The sequence below is a fragment of the Nodularia spumigena CCY9414 genome (assembly GCF_000340565.2).
GTDB lineage: Bacteria > Cyanobacteriota > Cyanobacteriia > Cyanobacteriales > Nostocaceae > Nodularia > Nodularia spumigena.
Window position 1 is genome coordinate 5,050,807 of record NZ_CP007203.1, and the last position, 21,957, is coordinate 5,072,763.

Genomic DNA, 21,957 nt, shown 5'->3' on the forward strand with positions numbered 1-21,957 from the left:
TAGCTGGGGGATTTGGTTTGGCTGTTATCGGGAATCGGTTGTTATTTCCCTCTGATTCTGGAGATATTACTACTACAACTCCGGTGACAAGTGAAATTCCACCAGTAGTTGTAGAAACTCCTTCTCCTTCCCAACCTTCTACTCCCTCAAATAGCGTGGAAACCTTTTCCTTTGAAACTGTTACCGTAAATGTACAGGGAAATATTACTAACCGCCGCAACCTGCAAGCAGAATACTTTGAAGAAAATTTAGGAAATGGTGTGTCTTTGGAAATGGTGCAGATACCAGGGGGAACTTTTACAATGGGTTCACCACCAGAGGAAGCAGCGCGAGATGACGATGAAGGTCCCCAGCGTCAGGTAAGGGTTCCTGGTTTCTTCATGGGTAAATATGCAGTTACTCAGGCACAGTATCAAGCAATTATGGGGACAAATCCTGCTAACTTCAAGGGTGAGAAAAGACCTGTAGAAACAGTAAGTTGGGATGAGGCGGTAGAATTCTGTGAAAAATTGAGTCAGAAGACAGGAAAAACCTACAGGCTACCCAGCGAGGCTGAATGGGAATATGCTTGTCGTGCGGGAACAACGACACCGTTTTATTTTGGTGAAACGATTACCACAGATTTAGTTAATTACGACGGAAATTTTCCATACGCCTCAGCACCAAAAGGTGAATATCGTCAGCAAACAACAAATGTAGGAAATTTTCCGCCAAACTCTTTCGGTTTATACGATATGCATGGTAATATATGGGAATGGTGTCAAGATATATATAATAGTAGCTACCAAGGCGCGCCCATAGACGGTACTCCGTGGTTGAATGGTAGCGATAATAACACAAAGCTGCTGCGTGGCGGTGGTTGGTTCAGCGACGCTGGGCTTTGCCGTTCTGCCATTCGCGTTAGGTACGCGCGCGCGAATCGTGACGACGATGTTGGTTTTCGCGTGGTGGCTGTGGCTGTGGCGTGAGGATTCCTTGCCCTTTACACTCTTGCCCTTTTGCCCTCTGCACTTCTTATTCTTTTCACTTCTTTCCCCGCCGCTAGGCGGAAAAAAAATTTTTTCTCAAATCTGGTGTCTTGATATCAAATCCATTATACACTACATTTAATCAAACTTCTCATTCAGTTGAGAATTTGAGGTTGGGGCAGGTCGATTTTAGCTGCTGCGTGGCGGTAGTTGGATCAACAACGCTAGGAATTGCCGTTCTGCCAATCGCAATAGGAACGCGCGCGCGAATCGTAACAACAATGTTGGTTTTCGCGTGGTGGCTGTGGCTGTGGCGTGAGTACTCCTAAATGTCAGAGCTGATAAGTGGGAATTTATCGGGCGTACAATCGGGAGTTCAGACCTGAACCAGTGAGGAAGGCGACGACCTCCGAATATAAAACCGAGTCGGATAGCTTGGTAGGTTGCAAAACCGAAGACTTGTCCGACTCAACCAAATCTTTTCTAAGAGAATAAGAAAGCACTAGCCTTAACTGTTAATTTTGTTAACTATTTAAAATGTTTTATCTTAACAAAAATTAATTATCACAGTTACCAGATCCCCGACTTCTTTGAGAAGTCGGGGATCTATCTATTAAGTTCATAAGTAAAGTTTATTGTATTTTGAACGCAGCATTTTCTATCGGCTGTTAGTCTTTAATTATGTGAGCAGTTAAGCAATTCTTGTATGTCTAAGCATTTATGCCAAGTTCCTAATCATTAAGTAACTATTAAGGAATCTCCCACACATTTATATTCACCAACTACACAAATTCCACAAGTCTTAATTACCAACATCCTTATGACTCATTACTCTATTGATTGGATTGAAGCCTGGTGTCAAGAAAATGGCTGGACAGAATTATTTGTCGAGCGGCGCAACAACTATTGGGCTTTTCCTCCGGGATGCGTAATGCCTGAACCAATTCCCCATCACGTCCTCAACTTGATTAAAGCTGAAAAGGGGTTAACTGTTGAGGAAAGAGTCTGGTCAGTATCGGCGGTAATTGGCACAATCGTAGCTATCGTTTCTACAGTTGTATTAAAATGTCCTATGCCATTAGTTTTTGCCTTCGCTTTTAACGCTGTGACTGTAGCTCAACTTGAAATTGAAGATGCCTAAATATTTAATTCAGGCGTATAAATTTCAATGTAGGGTGTGTTGTCGCGCAGCGCAACGCACCGACAACGATTCAAGGTGCGTTAGCCTTACGGCATAACACACCCTACGAATAATTTATATTTCTTGACATACATTAAATTTCTCTGGCTCACTTACTTCTTATTGTGTAAAAACTCAAGGAAAACTTTATTTTTTATTTTACTTATACTTCTTTCAAATAGTAACTAAACCGTTCCCGTAGTTTTTCCACACTCATATCCTGAGTCCAGTATTCGACGAGGGAGTGACCAAATGCCCAGGCGTTGCGGTCAGGTGTAGCGGAGTTTTCTAATAGCAATGGCCAAAGAGATAGCAAATCAAAGTTAAGAGGATTAACCTTACCTGTATGCAATAGGGAAAACAGGTCATAGGCCATTTGCAGTTTACCAATTACAATCGGTAATTGTTCCACGGGAATTTGTTCTGCGAGGAGATACGCCAAAGTGGGAGAGCCAGTTGATACGGTGGAAATAAATTGCAGCACAGGACTTTTCAGCAGTGAGGTTAGTCCCTGAGTAGTCACCATTTGGAAGGTGTAATGGTCGATGATTTTGGCAGATGCGGCAGTACGAGCTTCCAAGTTACGCAAAAAGCGGGCTAATCGCAGTTGTTTAGCAGGTGCGATCGCCTCTACAATTTGCAAAGATAGTGTTTCTACACCCCAGGCGGCTCGACCTGTTTTAATATCACTGGTAACAATCGGTAATATGAGATTACAGAAGTTATCCAAAAGTTGCGCGCGGTATTGAGTAGCCTCCCGAATCGCAATTTCTTTGGAACGATTCCCTGATTCCCAATCATAAGGCGGTTCCCACTCCCGGATCGGACGCAGACGATCTACTTGGGTGATGATTGCGATAGTTGGTAAATCTGCGACTTCCGCCCGCATATCTTGGAGAAAATCTACATCCATTTGTAGGGCGGGATCAAGTACAGGGGTCACTAACAGTAGTAAATCTGCGTTGGTAGCATAATCAAGCACCAGATTTCGCAAATCACCTCGGTTCACCTGTTCATAACCTGGGGAATCCCACAGCGTTAAACTTTCCCCGGTGGAACTTTGCCAATGATAATTTTGAATCTGGTCTGTGCTGGGTAAAACATCTACCTCTGCGAGATCAGCCTGAAATAAAGTATTAATCAAGCTGCTTTTTCCCGAACCTGTGCGCCCTACAATCAGAATATTGACGGGTTTTTGGGCAATTTCCTCGGCTGGTTCGGCTTTGGTTAAAATTTCTCGCAGGTTTTGAGTCTTAGCTGTGGGTAGAGTTGGTGTAGAAATACTGGCTTCTGTAACTGGTAATTTGCTACCACTGTAAAGTGCGATCGCCTGACGGCATAAATTCCGCAGCGCATTTTCCCGCAGTAGTTGCCCTAAATTTACTAATAACTGCTGAGTTGCCTGGTTAGTATAACCCTTAGTAGCTTGCTTGGCCACTGCGACTACAGGATTAAATAGCCACTGCGCCCAATTCCATGCTTGCCAAACTTTCCGAGCCGATGGTTCCAGTTTGCGATAGACTTCATAAGCTTGGTAAGCTTGTCCAACGGTAATCTGATTCAGTGCTGGTGATAGCTTCTGCATCCACTGATCTAGGTCATCCATCGTTCCCCGAATTAACCCGTAAGCCTGGGGTATATAAATATTCAACAGGGGATATTGAACTTGAGGATAATATATATGCGCGATCGCTGTGACTAAATCTTGGCATCGTGTCCAAAAAGTTTGCCAATCTTCCCAAATCGGGCGATCGCTTTCTGCTGCTTTGAGAATCTCTTGTAGTGCTATTTCTGCCTGTTTGATATTGTCGCTTTGGGCTGGTAGTCCTACTGGCTGATCTGCCGCAGATTCTAACTCTTCTGTGACTTCTGCCAATGTTGATTCTATCACATTGATTTGGGGTTTCGTCCATTTCACCAGCAGCCAACGCCAGCCCACAAATACCAGGGTAAATATACCCCAAATCCAACTAATACCCCAGGTATGAATTTGCATACCTGCAAAGATGAGCAAAAAAGTAATAATTAGTGCAATGGGTAATGCTAATACTACCCATTGCCACAGTTTTAATCGCAGCATTTTTTAGTGATCCGCCCTAATTTTTGACACTCCCTACATCTATACTAAATTTATCCCAAAAAACTTCTATGGGGAGTGAAACTCTAATCAAGGCTTATTTAAAACCCTTTGCTGACTTGTTTTGTCCCTTACCTTTGGGCTTAGATTTGTTAACTTCTGCGATCGCTTCTTGAAATAAATTGTGCAAATGTATAGGTACACTGGCAATTTCTGGTAAATCTGGCTCTATAAGTTTATCGAATTCCTGTAAAAGTGAATCTAAATCATTAGCAAGGTTAAACTCTGGACGTTGTAGAAAATCTTGCAACAACTTTTCTAGTTGAATTGGATACTTTTGGGCTAAACGATGCCAAATAAAAGCATTAATACTTTTGTCTTCCAGGTAGTGGCGAATTAGTTTTTCGTTACCTTCAATATTTTGCCCATCCTCCTCTGAGAGAATTGCTTGCATCCTACTATACGTTGGTAAAAACATTTGTCCCCAACGAGGATGAGAAAGAGCCGTAACCTGTTCTGCTTTCCTCAGTTCGGCTGGTAAATCAACCTTTGGCATGACCATTTTAGTCTTGCCGGTACTCTTGTTATCTTTAAAAATTTGAGAAACTACATTGGAGTCTGCACCAACTTCTTTTGCGGCTGTTTGTATTTCCTCTTCGCGAACGCCAGCTTCTTCTGCCATTTCCGCCAGAGATTTGGAAGAATCAATTCCTGCCTCAGCCAAACGTTTTTCAGTAATTAACTCTTGAAATTCAGCAATTTTTTTATTCAGTTGGTATCCCGGTAATGTAATTTCATCACTGCCGAAAAAGTCTAGAAACTGCTGATGATACTGCTCTACTGATTGCCAAGCTTCCTCTAACAATTCAGGAGCATCGCTATAAAGATTATTTTTATAGTTTTCTTTGAAATTACCAATTGCTACAGCGAGTTTTGGCTTACCCAATTTACCCATGATTGTGTAGGGACTAGAAAACATCCAGTCGCTATTATTAATGGGGAAAATATGAGTTAGTAATATTTCTCCTACTTTCAAGCGAGATAATTTCTCTAAGGTTTGAATATCGCTGGGCTTGACAATGTAGTGCTTATCTGTAAGCCAATTGGTAAACTCAAAGCCATCGGGTAAAATATTAGATATGGCAAATAAGCCAATAAAACTACGATGCCAATTTTTTAGTAAAATGCCATTGCTCTGTGATAAATCTTGACGGTTTTCGATAAACAATTCTAATGGTGACTTATCACCAACTTTGCCTTCTACAAGAAAGCTATCAATGATTAAGTCTTGCTGACTACTATCTCCACTACCACGGCGCAAATGTTCTGCTGCATAAGTTTCGAGCGCTTCTGCTAGTTCGCCTTCTGCATCTAAGACAAAATCGACTAAGGCTTGTTTTAATTCGTGCGATCGTTCTAATATGGCATCCACAAGTATATTTTTCGGTGCAACAATTGCAGTTTATAGCTTCTAAGAGAGTTTTAGCATCTGGCGATCGCTAGATTTTATCATTAGGAAATATGCCCAATGAAAGAAGGCAATAGAAAAACAAAAGCCCCTTCCATTACAGAAGAGGCTCTTATTTTTCATATATAAACCTGGCATCGAGCTATTTTTGCGTAGGGCTACCCCTAAACTATCGTCGCCGCAGCAGCGTTTCACCTCTGAGTTCGGGAAGGGATCAGTGTGGTTCCACCGCGCAATAGACACCAGGAAAAACAGTGGTCAGTTATCAGTTATCAGTTATCAGATAAGTGATACAAAACCCTGAAGGCTGCACAGTAACGCGAATCAACCAATTTGTTAACTGTTAACTGTTAACTGTTAACTGAATTTGAGGTCAAGCCCTCGGTCTGTTAGTACACCTCAGCTTCATACATTACTGTACTTCCACTTAGAGCCTATAAACGGGTGTTCTGCCCGTGACCTTACCTACTTATGTAGTGAGAGCACTCATCTTGAGGTGGGCTTCCCACTTAGATGCTTTCAGCGGTTATCCGCTCCGCACTTGGCTACCCAGCGTTTACCGTTGGTACGATAACTGGTACACCAGCGGTGCGTCCTTCCCGGTCCTCTCGTACTAAGGAAGGCTCCTCTCAATGCTCTTGCGCCTGCACCGGATATGGACCGAACTGTCTCACGACGTTCTGAACCCAGCTCACGTACCGCTTTAATGGGCGAACAGCCCAACCCTTGGGACGTACTTCCGCCCCAGGTTGCGATGAGCCGACATCGAGGTGCCAAACCTCCCCGTCGATGTGGACTCTTGGGGGAGATCAGCCTGTTATCCCTAGAGTAACTTTTATCCGTTGAGCGACGGCCATTCCATGCTGTGCCGTCGGATCACTAAGGCCGACTTTCGTCCCTGCTTGAGTTGTATCTCTCGCAGTCAAGCTCTCTTTTGCCTTTACACTCGCCGCACGGTTTCCAAGCGTGCTGAGAGAACCTTTGCGCGCCTCCGTTACTTTTTAGGAGGCGACCGCCCCAGTCAAACTGCCCACCTGAAACTGTTCCCTGACCGGCTTACGGTCATGGGTTAGAATTCTAGCTTCGCCAGAGTGGTATCTCACCGTTAGCTCCATATCCCCCACAAGGGATACTTCTTCGCTTCCCACCTATCCTGCGCAAGCGAAGCCCGAACACAATTCCAGGCTACAGTAAAGCTTCATAGGGTCTTTCTGTCCAGGTGCAGGCAGTCCGTATCTTCACAGACATTCCTATTTCGCCGAGTCTCTCTCTGAGACACCATCCAGATCGTTACGCCTTTCGTGCGGGTCGGAACTTACCCGACAAGGAATTTCGCTACCTTAGGACCGTTATAGTTACGGCCGCCGTTCACCGGGGCTTCGGTCGTCAGCTTCAAGGCGAACCCCTGACCAACTTCCTTAACCTTCCGGCACTGGGCAGGCGTCAGCCCCCATACGTCCTCTTTCGAGTTGGCGGAGACCTGTGTTTTTGGTAAACAGTCGCCTGGATCTCTTCACTGCGACCCACGTCTGAGGTGGGCACCCCTTCTCCCGAAGTTACGGGGCCATTTTGCCGAGTTCCTTAGAGAGAGTTATCTCGCGCCCCTTGGTATTCTCAACCTCCCTACCTGTGTCGGTTTCGGGTACGGGTACTATGTTTTCATCACATTACGAGCTTTTCTTGACACTATCCTTCACCACGCGGAGTTCGTAAACTCCTCCCAAACCAATCAGGGTATGGCTATCTTTCATGCGTCCCTCGCAATGCTCCCACATAGTAGTCAGGGATTATTCACCCTGTGTCCATCGACTACGCCCTTCGACCTCGCCTTAGGACCCGACTAACCCTCCGTGGACGAACCTGGCGGAGGAACCCTTAGGGTTTCGGGGCATTGGATTCTCACCAATGTTTGCGCTACTCAAGCCGACATTCTCACTTCCGTTTCGTCCACAGCTGCTCGCCGCTACTGCTTCTACCTATTACGGAACGCTCCCCTACCGATTAATACTAGATTAATCCCACAGCTTCGGTACATCACTTAGCCCCGTTCATTTTCGGCGCAGGATCGCTTGACTAGTGAGCTATTACGCACTCTTTTAAGGTTGGCTGCTTCTAGGCAAACCTCCTAGTTGTCTATGCAATCCCACCTCCTTTATCACTTAGTGATGATTTGGGGACCTTAGCTGGTGGTCTGGGCTGTTTCCCTCTTGACAATGAAGCTTATCCCCCACTGTCTCACTGGCAATGTGTTCTCTGGGTATTCTGAGTTTGTCTCGATTTGGTACCGGTCTCCCAGCCCGCACCGAAACAGTGCTTTACCCCCCAGATTTAATCATTACCGCTGCGCCTAAACACATTTCGGGGAGAACCAGCTAGCTCCTGGTTCGATTGGCATTTCACCCCTAACCACAGCTCATCCGCTGATTTTTCAACATCAGTCGGTTCGGACCTCCACTTGGTGTTACCCAAGCTTCATCCTGGCCATGGTTAGATCACCAGGGTTCGGGTCTATAAACACTGATTGAGCGCCCTTTTCAGACTCGGTTTCCCTTTGGCTCCGGCATTCTCGCCTTAACCTACCAGTGCCTATAAGTCGCCGGCTCATTCTTCAACAGGCACGCGGTCAGACGTTCAATCGTCCTCCCACTGCTTGTAAGCTTACGGTTTCATGTTCTATTTCACTCCCCTTCCGGGGTTCTTTTCACCTTTCCCTCGCGGTACTGGTTCACTATCGGTCACACAGTAGTATTTAGCCTTACGAGATGGTCCTCGCTGATTCACATGGGATTCCTCGTGCCCCATGCTACTCGGGATTCAGCTACTATCCTTGAGTTTTCGACTACAGGACTTTCACCTTCTTTGGTGCAGTATTTAGCTGCTTCGTCTAACCGCCAGATTCGATATCGCTGTCCCACTACCCCAAAGGATAAATCCTTTGGTTTAGGCTTTTCCCCTTTCGCTCACCACTACTCAGGGAATCTCTTTTGATTTCTCTTCCTCCAGCTACTAAGATGTTTCAGTTCGCTGGGTTGGCTCTTTCCTGTCTATATATTCAACAGGTAGTATTTAGGGTTGCCCCATTCGGAAACCTCCGGCTCAATGTTTGCTTCCAACTCCCCGGAGTATATCGTCGGTAACCACGTCCTTCTTCGCCTCTGTGTGCCTAGGTATCCACCGTAAGCCCTTATTAGCTTGACCACATTTACATTGGTGTTTCTGCAAACTTTTTTTCGTTCTGTTTACTTCCTTCTAGGCACTGATTTCACTCAGCACTCAGTCAAGAAGCAATCAGGACTCTAATCCGTCTGCCTGCTTTTTTTTCGCGTTACTATGCAGTTTTCAAGGTTCTGGCTGGATTATCACCCAGCAGTTCGATTGTATGAAGCAATCAATTGCTGAATTTTTATTCCAATTAGAGATTAAGATGTTTATAAATGAACTGAACCAAAAATACTTTGAAAGCTTTCACCAATTCTCGACCGACCTAGGAATGACCAACTCAGTATCTAATTGCGATTTGCTTTCGATGTTTGAGTGGATTCGGTCTCCCTAAAAGGAGGTGATCCAGCCACACCTTCCGGTACGGCTACCTTGTTACGACTTCACCCCAGTCACCAGTCCTGCCTTCGGCATCCCCCTCTGCGAACAGTTGGGGTAACGACTTCGGGCGTGACCAGCTTCCATGGTGTGACGGGCGGTGTGTACAAGGCCCGGGAACGAATTCACTGCAGTATGCTGACCTGCAATTACTAGCGATTCCGACTTCACGCAGGCGAGTTGCAGCCTGCGATCTGAACTGAGCTACGGTTTTGTGAGATTTGCATCACATTGCTGTGTAGCTGCCCTTTGTCCGTAGCATTGTAGTACGTGTGTAGCCCAAGACGTAAGGGGCATGCTGACTTGACGTCATCCCCACCTTCCTCCGGTTTGTCACCGGCAGTCTCTCTAGAGTGCCCAACTTAATGCTGGCAACTAAAAACGAGGGTTGCGCTCGTTGCGGGACTTAACCCAACATCTCACGACACGAGCTGACGACAGCCATGCACCACCTGTGTTCGCGCTCCCGAAGGCACTCTCTCCTTTCAGAGAGATTCGCGACATGTCAAGTCTTGGTAAGGTTCTTCGCGTTGCATCGAATTAAACCACATACTCCACCGCTTGTGCGGGCCCCCGTCAATTCCTTTGAGTTTCACACTTGCGTGCGTACTCCCCAGGCGGGATACTTAACGCGTTAGCTCCGGCACTGCTTGGGTCGATACAAGCCACGCCTAGTATCCATCGTTTACGGCTAGGACTACTGGGGTATCTAATCCCATTCGCTCCCCTAGCTTTCGTCCCTCAGTGTCAGTTGCGGCCTAGTAGAGCGCCTTCGCCACTGGTGTTCTTCCTGATATCTACGCATTTCACCGCTACACCAGGAATTCCCTCTACCCCGAACGCACTCTAGCCTTGTAGTTTCCACTGCTTTTACCTAGTTAAGCTAGGTTCTTTAACAGCAGACTTACATAGCCACCTGCGGACCCTTTACGCCCAATCATTCCGGATAACGCTTGCATCCTCCGTATTACCGCGGCTGCTGGCACGGAGTTAGCCGATGCTTATTCCTCAGGTACCGTCATTTTTTTCTTCCCTGAGAAAAGAGGTTTACAACCCAAGAGCCTTCCTCCCTCACGCGGTATTGCTCCGTCAGGCTTTCGCCCATTGCGGAAAATTCCCCACTGCTGCCTCCCGTAGGAGTCTGGGCCGTGTCTCAGTCCCAGTGTGGCTGATCATCCTCTCAGACCAGCTACTGATCGTCGCCTAGGTGCGCTTTTACCACACCTACTAGCTAATCAGACGCGAGCTCATCTTCAGGCAGCAAGCCTTTCACCTCTCGGCATATCCGGTATTAGCCACAGTTTCCCGTGGTTGTCCCCGACCTGAAGCCAGATTCTCACGCGTTACTCACCCGTCCGCCACTATCTCCGAAGAGACCGTTCGACTTGCATGTGTTAAGCATACCGCCAGCGTTCATCCTGAGCCAGGATCAAACTCTCCGTTTTGTTGTGCTTAGAGTTTGCTTCCGAACTCTCGGTTCAGAATCCTGTAAAAATTTTTGATTAACCTTTGGGAATCTTCCCAAACTAAATCTTCTTGACGAGGATTGGTTATTGTTTCGCTTTCAAAGTATTTTGTTTTCTCGGTTCAGGTGTTGCGGCTTTTGCCTTGGCACTTATTTAACATAACAACTCTATCTGGTTTCGTCAAGGGGTTTGGCAAAGTTTTTTTTTGAATTCTTTTGCTATTACTTGTACGCCTTGCCCAGAAAGGGTTTTGGCGTATATGAATTGTAGAGGAACTGTTCTATATATATAGAGGGGAACTAAAAACAGGTTTAAATCGATGAAGAACTATGACTCGATTGTAGTTGGGGCGGGAATTACGGGTGCGGCGATCGCCTACGAATTGGCGAAAACAGGTTTTTCTGTACTTTTGTTAGAACAACACGGCACACCTGATAATGCAACTCGCTATAGTTATGGTGGTCTAGCTTATTGGTCTGGGAGTACGCCACTAACGCGCCAACTATGTGAGGAAGCGATCGCTCTTTACCAGAACTTGAATTTAGAATTAGACGCTGAGACTGAGTTCCGGGAACTAGACTTATTACTCACTATTGCGGCTGATCACGATCCACAAGCTGCTGCTGCATCCTACAATCATGTTGCTATTCGACCTCGGTTACTCAATATAAAAGAGGCTTGTGAGTTGGAACCACTGCTGAATTCAGAGGCGATCGCTGGGGCTTTGACTGTTAAACATGGTCATATCAACCCAGAAAAGACGAATCAGGGCTATATTCAAGGCTTTCTGCGTGCTGGGGGTGAAATGCAAATTGCCCAAGTTCTCGATTTACAGACTACTTCATCTTCTAACGCAGGAATGAAGTTGTCTGGTGTACAAACAAATGTTGACACTTACCACAGTGAGAATGTAGTAATTTGCGCGGGTGGATTTAGCAGACAGTTACTAAAGTTGGCTGGTATTCCCATGAAGCTGTACTTTACCCATGCTGAGGTCATTGAAACTCCACCTGTTGAGTTGAGTTTACGCACTTTAATCATGCCAGCAAATCTGCAAAGGTTTCAGTTAGAGGCGGAATCTACTAAGGTTGATGAATTATGGCAAGTACCTAATGAACCAGTACCGCCGATTTTAGATGTGGGTGCGGTTCAATTTCAAGATGGTAGTTTGCGTTTGGGTCAGGTTAGCCGTGTTCTCACAGATCCTTTTGGCAAGATTAACGCTGAGGAAAGTGAAATGTGGTTACGAACAAATGTTCAGCAAATTTTACCGATGTTGGGGAATTTATCAGGAACTTGGCATCATTGTTTGGTGGCTTTTAGTAGCGATCGCCTACCTTTGATTGGGGCTATTCCAGGATTTGAGGGTGTTCATATTTTTTCTAGTTTTAGTAACCCTCTGGTGATTGTACCACCTTTGGCTCGGCGCTTTGCTAATTTCTTGGCTGGGAAGGAGGATGAGATTATTACTCAGTTATCGCCTGGACGTTAGGGTTGGTGGGTTTGTGTCACGCACCAGGCGCAGAGGCGCAAAGAGATAATTGAGAGTTGCTATAACTCTATTTTTTCTGTAGCAATTATGTCTGCTGCTTCTTGCAAGAGTTCTTGTTGTTCTTGTTGAATTTTTTCTAATCGGGTGGAGATTTCTGCTAATCGTTGGTGTTTGTTTTGATCAAGGGTTGGAGGGTTTGTAGGTAGAAGTGCTAGTACAGTACGGCGTAAATAGGACAACCATTTAAAATCAATCAAAAGCCTATAAAGTCAGACTTTTGACTTTTGACTTTTGACTTTTGACTTCCGCCTTGCGGTACTAGCTGTTTCAATTAGGCGGATAATTGCTTTGATAATACTCCAAATCAGAGCAATCCCTGCAAGCAGAATGATTAAACTGATAATCGGATGATTAACTGCCCAATCAAGGATATGAAATAATCGCAAAAATGCTGGGTGTTGATTCAGCCAATCATTTACAGAGGAAGTAACAGCAGTTTGTAGTGCGACTGATGTTGTATTTTTTATGTGTTCAGCAGTTTGCCAAGTTTGTTCTATGGAATCTTGAGCTTTTTCTAGGGTAGTTGTAACTGTATTAAGTGCTTGATCCGTTGTGGTATTTGCTGTTTCTTTTAAAGACTGGCTAAACTGCTGTGCTGAGTTAGTTATCGAGTTAACGCTTCGGTTTACAGCACTTTTCGCTGTTTGCCAGCGTTGTAAAACTTCTTCGGACAAATTTATGTCTATTTGAGAAGCCATAGTACATCTGACAACTGACCGAAGCTAACCATGAAACCATCTTGGGGATGATTGATAAGGACTATTACCGTATATCAACTCTGATTAGGGATACACAAATAACGTAGTTAACTAAGGTCAAACAACGTCAATTGCTGATAATTTGCTCTCTGATTGACCTTACTCGTAAGTTTGCTTTTAGGTTCTAGAGTCTGGGGCTTATCCTTGCCCGTTGTCGCCTCGGTCTCTACTATCAGAGATTCCCGAAACTTCTGAGTCCGTTCTAGTAAGATTACTTTTACATCGGAATGTTTCATGTAACGAGTGATTTCAACGTCACTCATTCTTGCTAGAACGTTGTCAGCAGCGTTAGTATCTGAGTGCATCACGACCCCATCATGTCCGGTAAACTTGTCACCATTTCTACTGCCTGTTAAGGTAGCGAACCTGGAGTCAAGTTGTGACGTATACGCACCATTGACACTAACAACCGTGCAACCTACACGGGTTGAAACTTGTTTGAGGGCATCCGCAACTATCCCCTTGCACCATGAAGAAACGTTTCTCTTCATGCGCTTTTTCATGGGCTTTTTGCCTTTTATTTGCTCCGTCAAATCTTCAAAAGCTACCTTGAACGCATCTGTCATTAAGTCATGCGTAGCTGTAAAAACTATTGTTTGAATCCTACCTTTAAAGGATGTTTCCCGATTATTCCACTTGATTTTACCAAGGTTATTCCGTTTAATTCTATCAGCCTTGGCACTGTTTCCTTTCTTCGTAGACTTGTTAAAAACTGACCTGATTTTATTACGTTTAACTTGTTTCGCTGTTCTGTAATCGGTTTCTTGAGTTTGGATTTTACCAAAATCATTACCCAAAAATCTAGCACCATCGTTAGAAGATGTGGCGTAAACTTCGGTGTAACCTCTATCACATCCAATTATTTTACCATCGGTCTTTTTTTCAGCTTTTTGGATATCAGTCGTGTAGTGAATTTCCCATCTGCTATTACGGTTAATTAGCCTTACCTGACACTTGATTTCTGTTGGTAAAGTCGTTGGTAGTTTTAGAGTTTTACATGGAGTTAAACCTCCAAAACGCAACCACACCACACCTTTATCATCCATTTTAGTATCATAAGCTTTCACGATAATTTGGTTACAAACTTTCGTGTTACCTCGATACCAAAACTTTCTAACTAAGGTGCAAAGTTTTGGGTGTTCCAACCATTCACGACTTTCTAAGGTAAGTTGTAAAACCCCTTTTTTAGTCGGAAACGATTGGAACGATTGACCCAAAGATTTCATTACCTTTTCGACACAAGAAGCCTGAACTAAATGAATATCATCAATTACGTCATAGAGAGTTGCTTCCCATAACTTAGCAGGTAATTTGTATTTGTCTTTTAAGGTGCGTAGCTGTTTGTCAATCTCAAATTTAGAAACGCCCCAGGCTTTCAACGACCCGAACTCATTCCACAAATCAGAGCGTAGTTTACCCAAGCTCAAAGCAATCAAATCAAGCTCGTTAGATTTCCACTTATTTAGTTTTTGAGTCCCTAAAATAGCTATTCTCGTAACGGTTAATTGATTCTTTACCTTGAGTTTCATCGGCTTGGTTTACTACATCTTTTACTACTATACACCCATTAGACATCTCCGAAAACTATCAAACCCTTGCAGTTACGATATTTTTGGTGAGCGATCGCTAACTGCAAATATCCTGAGATTCTACGGTAGAATAGGTGTTAGAAATGCGTGTTGTTGGTAATTAGCCAAAAGTAGGATCTCTTTGAGGTAATTTTATTATAAATAATTTCAAGTTTTTATAGTTACAAAATAAATGTGCCAATGCGTAATCTAACGAGTCCACAAATAGTCATAATTATCTGCTCGTATTTAGAGGAATTTAATCTAAATCTTTCTTGAGCTACTCTAAATATCTTCACTAAACGAATTAAATGTTCTACAAATATGCGCTCTGATGCCAGTTCTTTATTTTGAATTTTTTGTTCAGAACTTAATTCTTTTTTTCTAGGCTTTTTTTCAGGTGTTTTAATTGATTTCTCTCCTTGGTAAGCTTTGTCACCGGAAAATTTTTGTTTCTCTTCAAACCCATTTTTATTTTCCCGAAATAAATTTATGTCACTTTTTCGTCCTGGCTCACCAGCTACTACATCAACAATATCTCTACCATTAGGCAGAACAATTAATTGACTTTTTCTAGTGTGCATTTTCTTCTTACCTGAGTAATATTTTTCCTGCTGTTGATACTCTGAAGGTCTTTCTATGGGCTGTTCATAGCTATCTACGATTAGTTCAAAGTCTGTTAAAACTTCTTTAACAATTTCATAGTCACTGGAGTTTTTTTTACCTGTTCTACTAAACTTGGTGGTAATAATTCTCCCAATAATGGCAACCAATAGTTAAACGTATCATTTGCAGTTGTTTCACTCACGCCAAATTGAATACCCAATAGTTGAAATGTGGTTAAATGTCGTAAATATGTTAGGGTGAGAATTATTTGCTCCGATGGTGATAATTTTGGTCTGCGACCACCTCCACCCAGAATAATTCTCACTTTTCTATCTTCAAGCAATTCTCGTTTATGATTGTGCCGTTTAATGGCTTTGTCTAAAAGTTCCTGCAACTGTTCATATTTCAGCCCTACTAAACGCTGTGCTTCCTGGGGATTATTTTGGATATAATCGAATATACTGCTCATAATGCTTTACTAAAAATAGCATTTTATACTCTTATACCATAATTTTATTCTTTTTCGGAGATGTCTATTGACTAGTATTGACTACTATTTATTTCATGAATATTTTGCTCTTCGGCTATTTTTTTCTTGTAAGCCCTAAGGAAGTAAAGTTTGGAGGAAAAGCAGTGCATGATAGCCATAAAATCCTGCATTAACTCTTCGTGCGGTGATAGTTTGGCATTGTTTACCACAACAATTTTGCAGCCGTGAAGGTTGCAAAACCACTCAACGAACTCAAAGCCAAATCTGCATAACCTGTCCTTGTGTCCCACGACAATTTCAGAGATTTGATTCGGGAGCAACTTGAGTCATTAATTTAAGAAAGTTTTTCCGCTTCCAGTTCATGCCACTAGCCACATCCTTAACGACTCGACATCCTGGGTAAGTTTTGCCTAAAAATTCTATTTGTGTGTCAAGGTCTAACAACTGGGTTTTTGTGCTGACACGGGCATAAAGAACCCGCTCTTTATCCGTTGAGACTGTTTTGATAAATGCTGACTCTGGATATCTTCGATGTCCACCAGGGGAACGGATACATTCTATTTTCCCTAAGTCAGCCCATTCTGCCGTCGTCTTAGGGTGATAGCCAAATTGTTTGTAAACTTGTTCTGGGGTTAGGTATTTCATCTTTCGGTTAAATAGGATTAACCCCAGTATACTACGTTATTTTAGGATTTGAGAGTGCGGCGACTGTCACCACCAAAGGATAAGTAACTATTCCTAAAGAAATTAGAGATTATCTTAATCTTAATCCTGGGAGTAAAGTTGATTTTGTGATTGATGAAAATGGCATAGTTAAACTGATTCCTATCAATGTTCCTATCCAAAGCTTATCCGGGATTTTATATCGTCCGGGGATGAAAAGCGCATCTTTAGAAGAGATGGAAACCGCGATCAAAAAAGGCGCAATGGGTAGAGTTTATTGATTATTTAATAGGATGGAATTTCATGGCTATACGATTCATTTTGAGCGACTATGTTGAACAAGCGATCGCTAGTGCAGTTTATGACAAGCTGGAAGATGATACATTTGCGGGGAGAATCCCTATTTGTCAGGGAGTTATCGCCTTTGGCTCGACTTTGCGCGAGTGCGAAAATGAGTTACGCTCTACACTGGAAGATTGGATTTTGCCGGGGGAATATTCAGGAACCACCACTTTCAGCAAAGATAAAAGAGTATCTCTGTCTTCTGTTTCGGCTGCTAAGAATAGCTGATGCAGATATGGCTCTAGCTTTATCCAAGGTATCATCCCTTCCTGGGCGGCGTAAATTTTCGGATCTATAGTTTTTTTAACATTTTCTTCTTGAATCAACAGCTCTTCATAGAGCTTCTCCCCTGGACGTAAACCTGTGATCTTAATCTCAATATCCTTCCCTAAAACTAGACCACTGAGTTCTACCATTTGCACCGCCAGATCGTAAATTTTCACCGGTTCGCCCATATCCAAGAGGAAAACCTCCCCCCCCTCCCCCAGAGCGCCTGCTTGAATTACCAGGCGAGCTGCTTCGGGAATAGACATAAAATAGCGAGTAATTTCGGGATGGGTAATAGTAATCGGTTGTCGCTGTAAAATCTGTTGCTGAAATCGGGGTACTACTGAACCCGTACTATTTAACACATTACCAAACCGCACCATAATCAAACGAGTGTGGGTGTCCGGCTGTTTTGATAAAGCTTGCAAAATCAACTCAGCCACTCGTTTGGTTGTCCCCATCACACTGGTGGGACGTACAGCCTTATCGGTAGAAATTAAGACAAAAGTCTCAACTTTACACTCATTGGCCGTGCGGGTAGCTACTAGTGTACCGTAAATGTTGTTAATCACTCCTTGGGCTGGGTTCTTTTCCACTAAAGGAACGTGCTTGTAAGCCGCAGCATGATATAAAGTATCAACATCATATTCTGTAATTACCTGTTTGAGACGTTCGGCATCAGTTACTGAGCCTAAACAAGCAGAACAACATAAGTTAGGGTAGGTTTCTCGTAACTCTATCTCAATGTTATATAGTGCAAATTCATTTAATTCATATAGAACCAGGTGGCGGGGTTGTTGTTGAGCAATTTGGCGACAGAGTTCTGAGCCAATAGAACCACCCGCACCCGTGACTAAAACAGATTTATTTGTGATGTTGACTCGCAGTAACTTGGGATCTGGTAGAACTTCCTCACGTCCTAAAATATCGCCTATATTGATTTTTCGGACTTGAGCAATGGAGACTTTACCTGATATGATTTCTGCTAGGGTGGGTACTGTTTTCACTTCTATATGTAGACCTTTGAGTTCCGCAACAATTCCTTGCTTTCTTTTGGGGGTAGCTGATGGAATTGCTAACAGTACTAGCTGCACCTGGTACTTGTTAATTAGATATTCCAACTTCTCAGGGCTATAAACCTGAATGCCGTTAATCGTATGTTTCCATAGTTGTGAATTGTCGTCCACAAAGGCTATAATCTGAAAGTTGTTATCCTGAGCAAGTGCTTGGGATAGTTGAAATCCAGCTTGTCCGGCTCCATAGATAATTACTGGTTGCAGGAGTTGCTTGCTATCTCCTACACTACTATTGACTTGAGAGTGCTCTTTTAATCTCAGGGGGGAACTCAAACCATATAACAGCCATCGGGCTATGAGTCTGACTTTGACTATTAAAATTAGTGTGATTAAAGTATCTAATATCTGAACAGAGATGGGTAGGAAATTGACCTGTAAAATCCAATCCAGGATGATCAATCCTCCTTGTCCCAGAATAACTGATTTGAATGCTGTGTATAAAAAGGCAAATTCACTGTACTTGAGGACATTTTTGTACATTCCCAGTAGGGAAAATAACAGGATTTTTCCGGGAATCAGCAGAATAATAGAAGGGAGATATTTACCCAGGATATCCAAAGGAAATAAAATCTGGGAATCTATGGAAAATGCAATATAAATTGCCAATAAAAATAGTAGAGAGTCAGTTAAATACAGAATCAGATGCTTTTTTGTTCTTGAGGAAGTCTTGAGAAAATGGACAATATTTTTGATAAAAACAGTATTGATCAAAACCGTCAGCAGAAAATATGTTATTTGCATAATTATTTATGTGAAAGTGTGAGCAAACAGTTTTGAAATTAAATTTGGTATAAATTAAGTATTAATTAGGACTTACGCACAACTTACGAAAGAATGAACCACGTAAAGCCTACGGCATAGCTTCGCTTATGGCGCTAGCCTCTCCCTTTGGGAGAAGGAACGTTGGCGCTAGCCTCTCCCCTTGGGAGAAGAACACGTAAAGCCTTCGGCATAGCTTCTCTACGAGACGCTCCGCGAACGCTTACCGCGTAGCGTCTCCCCTTGGGAGAAGGAAAGAAGGTTTGAGAGATATTTTGCGTAAGTCCTGTTAATAATGAAATCCCCGACTTCTCGTAACAATTGTACATTACCAGGAGTCGGGGATATTTGGGGGATATATTAGTAAATTTACACAGTTATGATCTGCTATTCCCTGTCGCCGATTGCAAGCGGGGATTGAAACTGGCTCCGGTGCGTCCAGTGACTAGCCACAGCACTGAGCGCCCTATGTCTCTAGAGATGCGGGGTAGAGCTTCTCGCTGAGAGCTTTGGGAGGGGACGGAGACCGGAGTAAAGGCGATTCCCTGACTACCAAAAACGATAGTGGCGATCGCCTGGGAGCGGGGCATATGGTAGTCTGAGGTGACGAGATAGACGTGGCGAATATTATTTTGTTGCACCTTTGCAACAATTGTGGTAAAATTAGTAACTGTATCTGTGGCGCGGTTGTCGTATTGGATGCGATCGCCTCCCTGTAGCCCTTGGTTGTCAAGGTCGTCTAAGATGCTGCGGATTTCCGGGTCGCCCACGGAGACCCAGATGGGAAGGTCAGGGAATTCTTGAGCCATTTCTCGGGTGAATTTGGGTCTGCTGCTGTCCCCACTGAGCATCAAGATGGCTTGGGGATGGGGTTTTTGTTGAAGTGCTATGGCTAGACGCAGGGGGATAGCAGTGGCTATAGTGAACATTCCCAAGCAACCAGCTAGGGTAAATAGGCGCAGAGGTTTGAGCATAATCCATGTATGAGATTTCAGCTATATGCCTATGTTAGAGGCAAATTTTTCATCTGACATAATTTTCCCCAGATATCCGTTTATCTCACCTTGACCTGAGATTCTAGCCACCGGTTAAATGTGGCTAGGGTAGTTTGAATTTTTGGTAAAATTACTTCTATATTGCACCCGTGGTAGTGTTAAAGGCGATCGCACCACCACTAGTATTAGTATAGGTAGGCGATCGCACCAGCACTACTATATTTGGTAGTATATTCCTATTGTTCTTGATGTGTACCATTTAACCAGGCTTCTAGGTCAGCAATGGTAGTAAAGTCTAGGAGGGCTTCCCCTAGGGACTCCAGTTGATTCAGGTCTAAGGAACGGATTTGAGCTTCTTGGTTGGGTGACAATACCCCACAGCGACGATTAATCTGACGGATAATTAGCTGGGCTTCACCCTCCTGTCTACCCTCCTGTCTACCTTCGGCTTTACCCTCCTTAGCTCCTAGTTGAAACACATCCCGATAGAATCTTGTCTGGGTAATATCTGCTGTTTTCAGGTCTAACATCTTCAATATTTCCTCTGGACTGATTTGGGGGAATTTGCTGACTAGTATAGCCTCTATCAAGTCTAGTCTTTGTGTGAATTGTGTTTTGTTCTCTACATTTTGCAGTAGTTTTTGGGCTGCTTCACCTACCCGGTTTTGAGGTAGAACAATTAACTGTAATATCCCCAGGTTAGGACTTAGGTCTGTTTCTGATAGCAAGTCTTCCAGGTAAAGTCTCTGTACGTCTTCCTTTAAGATTGATCGATAAGGTATTTCTGACCCCAGTTGATGACCACGGGATTTGAGGATGATTAGTCCTCGGCATGGTCTGCTGATGTTATATTGTTTGAGGTATAAGCAAACTTCTGCAAAGTAGCGCCCATAAAAACCCTTATCTGGTTGCATTTGGGCTTCTAGAAATACTATGGGTAGGTTGAGGTCATCCCCTATGGGAGTTAATACCCCATCGTGGCGAAATTCCTGTTCTTTGATCACAGGGGCGCAGTATTCAAACTCACAGTCTGGGGGAATTCCCGGTATAAGTTCGGCAAGGATACCTGGTTGAGTTAGGAATATACGGTAAAATAGCTTATCTGTTTTCATTTTCTTTGAGAGATGCGATCGCACCACCACTAGTATTAGTATAGGTAGGCGATCGCACCCTAACTAGTATATTTAATTAATATTCCTATTTTTCCTGATGTGTACCATTTAACCAGGCTTCTAGGTCAGCAATGGTAGTAAAGTCTAGGAGGGCTTCCCCTAGGGACTCCAGTTGATTCAGGTCTAAGGAACGGATTTGAGCTTCTTGGTTGGGGGACAATACCCCACAGCGACGATTAACCTGACGGATAATTAACTGGGCTTCACCCTCTTGTTTACCCTCTTGTTTACCCTCCTGTCTACCCTCCTGTCTACCTTCGGCTTTACCCTCCTTAGCTCCTAGTTGAAACACATCCCGATAGAATCTTGTCTGGGTAATATCTGCTGTTTTCAGGTCTAACATCTTCAATATTTCCTCTGGACTGATTTGGGGGAATTTGCTTACTAGTATAGCCTCTATCAAGTCTAGTCTTTGTGTGAATTGTGTTTTGTTCTCTACATTTTGCAGTAGTTTTTGGGCTGCTTCACCCACCCGGTTTTGAGGTAGAACAATTAACTGTAATATCCCCAGGTTAGGACTTAGGTCTGTTTCTGATAGCAAGTCTTCCAAGTAAAGTCTCTGTACTTTTTGCTCTAAATCTCCATAAGGTATTTCTGACCCCAGTTCATGACTGCGGGATTTGAGGATGATTAGTCCCCGCCATGATCCGCTGATGTTGTATTGTTTCAGATATAAGTAAACTTCTGCAAAATAGCGCCCATAAAAACCCTTATCTGGTTGCATTTGGGCTTCTAGAAATACTATGGGTAGGTTGAGGTCATCCCCTATGGGAGTTAATACCCCATCGTGGCGAAATTCCTGTTCTTTGATCACAGGGGCGCAGTATTCAAACTCACAGTCTGGGGGAATTCCCGGTATAAGTTCGGCAAGGATACCTGGTTGAGTTAGGAATATACGGTAAAATAGCTTATCTGTTTTCATTTTCTTTGAGAGATGCGATCGCACCACCACT

Annotated in this window: 18 protein-coding genes, 3 rRNA genes and 1 pseudogene; 6 read left to right on the forward strand and 16 right to left on the reverse strand. The window is 43.6% G+C overall.

Annotated features, from left to right (window positions below; all coding sequences use genetic code 11):
* The 3 genes from NSP_RS21875 to NSP_RS21880 form a co-directional block, all read left to right on the forward strand.
* Nucleotides 1–968, forward strand: a 968-nt coding sequence (locus NSP_RS21875; RefSeq protein ID WP_017804424.1) for a formylglycine-generating enzyme family protein, incomplete at its 5' end; no start/stop codon positions are given.
* 196 nt (nucleotides 969–1,164) lie between these two features.
* A complete protein-coding gene (locus NSP_RS25730; protein ID WP_269454149.1) occupies nucleotides 1,165–1,287 on the forward strand; it encodes an SUMF1/EgtB/PvdO family nonheme iron enzyme in 123 nt (40 codons plus the stop codon).
* 501 nt (nucleotides 1,288–1,788) lie between these two features.
* Nucleotides 1,789–2,109, forward strand: coding sequence for a slr1957 family protein (locus tag NSP_RS21880; RefSeq protein WP_006196974.1), 321 nt, complete (start codon nucleotides 1,789–1,791; stop codon nucleotides 2,107–2,109).
* A 202-nt stretch (nucleotides 2,110–2,311) separates the two neighbouring features.
* Here NSP_RS21880 and NSP_RS21885 read toward each other — a convergent pair whose 3' ends face one another.
* The 5 genes from NSP_RS21885 to NSP_RS21905 form a co-directional block, all read right to left on the reverse strand.
* Nucleotides 2,312–4,228 carry a GTPase family protein gene (locus NSP_RS21885; RefSeq protein WP_006196975.1) on the reverse strand — a complete coding sequence of 639 codons (1,917 nt, stop codon included), beginning with the start codon at nucleotides 4,226–4,228 and terminating at the stop codon, nucleotides 2,312–2,314.
* Between the two features lie 94 nt (nucleotides 4,229–4,322).
* Nucleotides 4,323–5,657: a hypothetical protein gene (locus NSP_RS21890; RefSeq protein WP_006196976.1), complete on the reverse strand. Its 1,335-nt coding sequence runs from the start codon at nucleotides 5,655–5,657 to the stop codon at nucleotides 4,323–4,325.
* 165 nt (nucleotides 5,658–5,822) lie between these two features.
* Nucleotides 5,823–5,940 (reverse strand): 5S ribosomal RNA (rrf, locus tag NSP_RS21895).
* 122 nt (nucleotides 5,941–6,062) lie between these two features.
* Nucleotides 6,063–8,891 (reverse strand): 23S ribosomal RNA (locus tag NSP_RS21900).
* A gap of 354 nt (nucleotides 8,892–9,245) precedes the next feature.
* Nucleotides 9,246–10,735: ribosomal RNA gene (locus NSP_RS21905) — 16S ribosomal RNA — on the reverse strand.
* Together the 16S, 23S and 5S rRNA genes form the textbook arrangement of a ribosomal RNA operon.
* A 340-nt stretch (nucleotides 10,736–11,075) precedes the next feature.
* Between NSP_RS21905 and NSP_RS21910 the strand changes: the two genes are divergently transcribed.
* Entirely contained in the window at nucleotides 11,076–12,248 is a 1,173-nt protein-coding gene (locus NSP_RS21910) for an NAD(P)/FAD-dependent oxidoreductase (protein WP_006199158.1), read from the forward strand.
* 59 nt (nucleotides 12,249–12,307) lie between these two features.
* On the opposite strand, the gene NSP_RS27430 is transcribed toward NSP_RS21910, so the two are convergent.
* The 6 genes from NSP_RS27430 to NSP_RS26620 form a co-directional block, all read right to left on the reverse strand.
* Entirely contained in the window at nucleotides 12,308–12,505 is a 198-nt protein-coding gene (locus tag NSP_RS27430; protein WP_006199159.1) for a hypothetical protein, read from the reverse strand.
* A gap of 12 nt (nucleotides 12,506–12,517) precedes the next feature.
* Nucleotides 12,518–13,006: a hypothetical protein gene (locus NSP_RS21920; protein WP_006199160.1), complete on the reverse strand. Its 489-nt coding sequence runs from the start codon at nucleotides 13,004–13,006 to the stop codon at nucleotides 12,518–12,520.
* Nucleotides 13,007–13,113: 107 nt separating this feature from the next.
* Nucleotides 13,114–14,595, reverse strand: coding sequence for a hypothetical protein (locus NSP_RS21925; RefSeq protein ID WP_017804425.1), 1,482 nt, complete (start codon nucleotides 14,593–14,595; stop codon nucleotides 13,114–13,116).
* Between the two features lie 221 nt (nucleotides 14,596–14,816).
* Complete coding sequence (locus NSP_RS25735; RefSeq protein ID WP_173403274.1) at nucleotides 14,817–15,407, reverse strand: HARBI1 family protein; 591 nt, start codon at nucleotides 15,405–15,407, stop codon at nucleotides 14,817–14,819.
* Entirely contained in the window at nucleotides 15,314–15,709 is a 396-nt protein-coding gene (locus NSP_RS27115) for a helix-turn-helix domain-containing protein (protein ID WP_006194894.1), read from the reverse strand. Before NSP_RS27115 ends, NSP_RS25735 begins: the two co-directional genes overlap by 94 nt.
* Nucleotides 15,710–16,027: 318 nt before the next feature.
* Complete coding sequence (locus NSP_RS26620; RefSeq protein WP_006194895.1) at nucleotides 16,028–16,375, reverse strand: recombinase family protein; 348 nt, start codon at nucleotides 16,373–16,375, stop codon at nucleotides 16,028–16,030.
* An 89-nt stretch (nucleotides 16,376–16,464) separates the two neighbouring features.
* Between NSP_RS26620 and NSP_RS24590 the strand changes: the two genes are divergently transcribed.
* Nucleotides 16,465–16,674 (forward strand): AbrB/MazE/SpoVT family DNA-binding domain-containing protein, encoded by a 210-nt coding sequence (locus NSP_RS24590; protein ID WP_173403362.1) that lies wholly within the window; start codon nucleotides 16,465–16,467, stop codon nucleotides 16,672–16,674.
* A 22-nt stretch (nucleotides 16,675–16,696) separates the two neighbouring features.
* Nucleotides 16,697–16,822, forward strand: a pseudogene (locus tag NSP_RS27435) (type II toxin-antitoxin system HicB family antitoxin); the annotation flags it as partial.
* Here the strand turns inward: NSP_RS27435 and NSP_RS21950 are convergent.
* The 5 genes from NSP_RS21950 to NSP_RS21965 form a co-directional block, all read right to left on the reverse strand.
* The gene (locus tag NSP_RS21950) at nucleotides 16,801–18,819 is read right to left on the reverse strand and encodes a polysaccharide biosynthesis protein (protein WP_006194897.1); all 2,019 of its coding nucleotides are present in this window, start codon (nucleotides 18,817–18,819) and stop codon (nucleotides 16,801–16,803) included. The pseudogene NSP_RS27435 and the gene NSP_RS21950 sit on opposite strands and share 22 nt — an antisense overlap.
* 395 nt (nucleotides 18,820–19,214) lie before the next feature.
* Complete coding sequence (locus NSP_RS21955; RefSeq protein WP_006194898.1) at nucleotides 19,215–19,811, reverse strand: YdcF family protein; 597 nt, start codon at nucleotides 19,809–19,811, stop codon at nucleotides 19,215–19,217.
* 157 nt (nucleotides 19,812–19,968) lie between these two features.
* On the reverse strand, nucleotides 19,969–20,091 hold the full coding sequence (locus NSP_RS27285; protein ID WP_267897135.1) for a hypothetical protein: 123 nt from the start codon (nucleotides 20,089–20,091) through the stop codon (nucleotides 19,969–19,971).
* Complete coding sequence (locus tag NSP_RS21960; protein WP_006194899.1) at nucleotides 20,069–20,944, reverse strand: DUF2887 domain-containing protein; 876 nt, start codon at nucleotides 20,942–20,944, stop codon at nucleotides 20,069–20,071. The genes NSP_RS27285 and NSP_RS21960 overlap by 23 nt, the downstream gene beginning before the upstream one ends.
* Before the next feature lie 85 nt (nucleotides 20,945–21,029).
* Nucleotides 21,030–21,926, reverse strand: a complete 897-nt coding sequence (locus NSP_RS21965) for a DUF2887 domain-containing protein (RefSeq protein ID WP_006194900.1) — start codon at nucleotides 21,924–21,926, stop codon at nucleotides 21,030–21,032.
* Between the last annotated feature and the right edge of the window lie 31 nt (nucleotides 21,927–21,957).

Bases quoted from the DNA above. Each gene is read 5' to 3' on its own strand.
- NSP_RS21880 (WP_006196974.1), top strand. From the start codon at position 1,789: ATGACTCATTACTCTATTGATTGGATTGAAGCCTGGTGTCAAGAAAAT.
- NSP_RS21885 (WP_006196975.1), bottom strand. From the start codon at position 4,228: ATGCTGCGATTAAAACTGTGGCAATGGGTAGTATTAGCATTACCCATT.
- NSP_RS21910 (WP_006199158.1), top strand. From the start codon at position 11,076: ATGAAGAACTATGACTCGATTGTAGTTGGGGCGGGAATTACGGGTGCG.
- NSP_RS21920 (WP_006199160.1), bottom strand. From the start codon at position 13,006: ATGGCTTCTCAAATAGACATAAATTTGTCCGAAGAAGTTTTACAACGC.
- NSP_RS21925 (WP_017804425.1), bottom strand. From the start codon at position 14,595: ATGAAACTCAAGGTAAAGAATCAATTAACCGTTACGAGAATAGCTATT.
- NSP_RS27115 (WP_006194894.1), bottom strand. From the start codon at position 15,709: ATGAGCAGTATATTCGATTATATCCAAAATAATCCCCAGGAAGCACAG.
- NSP_RS26620 (WP_006194895.1), bottom strand. From the start codon at position 16,375: ATGAAATACCTAACCCCAGAACAAGTTTACAAACAATTTGGCTATCAC.
- NSP_RS21950 (WP_006194897.1), bottom strand. From the start codon at position 18,819: ATGCAAATAACATATTTTCTGCTGACGGTTTTGATCAATACTGTTTTT.
- NSP_RS21955 (WP_006194898.1), bottom strand. From the start codon at position 19,811: ATGCTCAAACCTCTGCGCCTATTTACCCTAGCTGGTTGCTTGGGAATG.
- NSP_RS27285 (WP_267897135.1), bottom strand. From the start codon at position 20,091: ATGGTACACATCAAGAACAATAGGAATATACTACCAAATATAGTAGTG.
- NSP_RS21960 (WP_006194899.1), bottom strand. From the start codon at position 20,944: ATGAAAACAGATAAGCTATTTTACCGTATATTCCTAACTCAACCAGGT.
- NSP_RS21965 (WP_006194900.1), bottom strand. From the start codon at position 21,926: ATGAAAACAGATAAGCTATTTTACCGTATATTCCTAACTCAACCAGGT.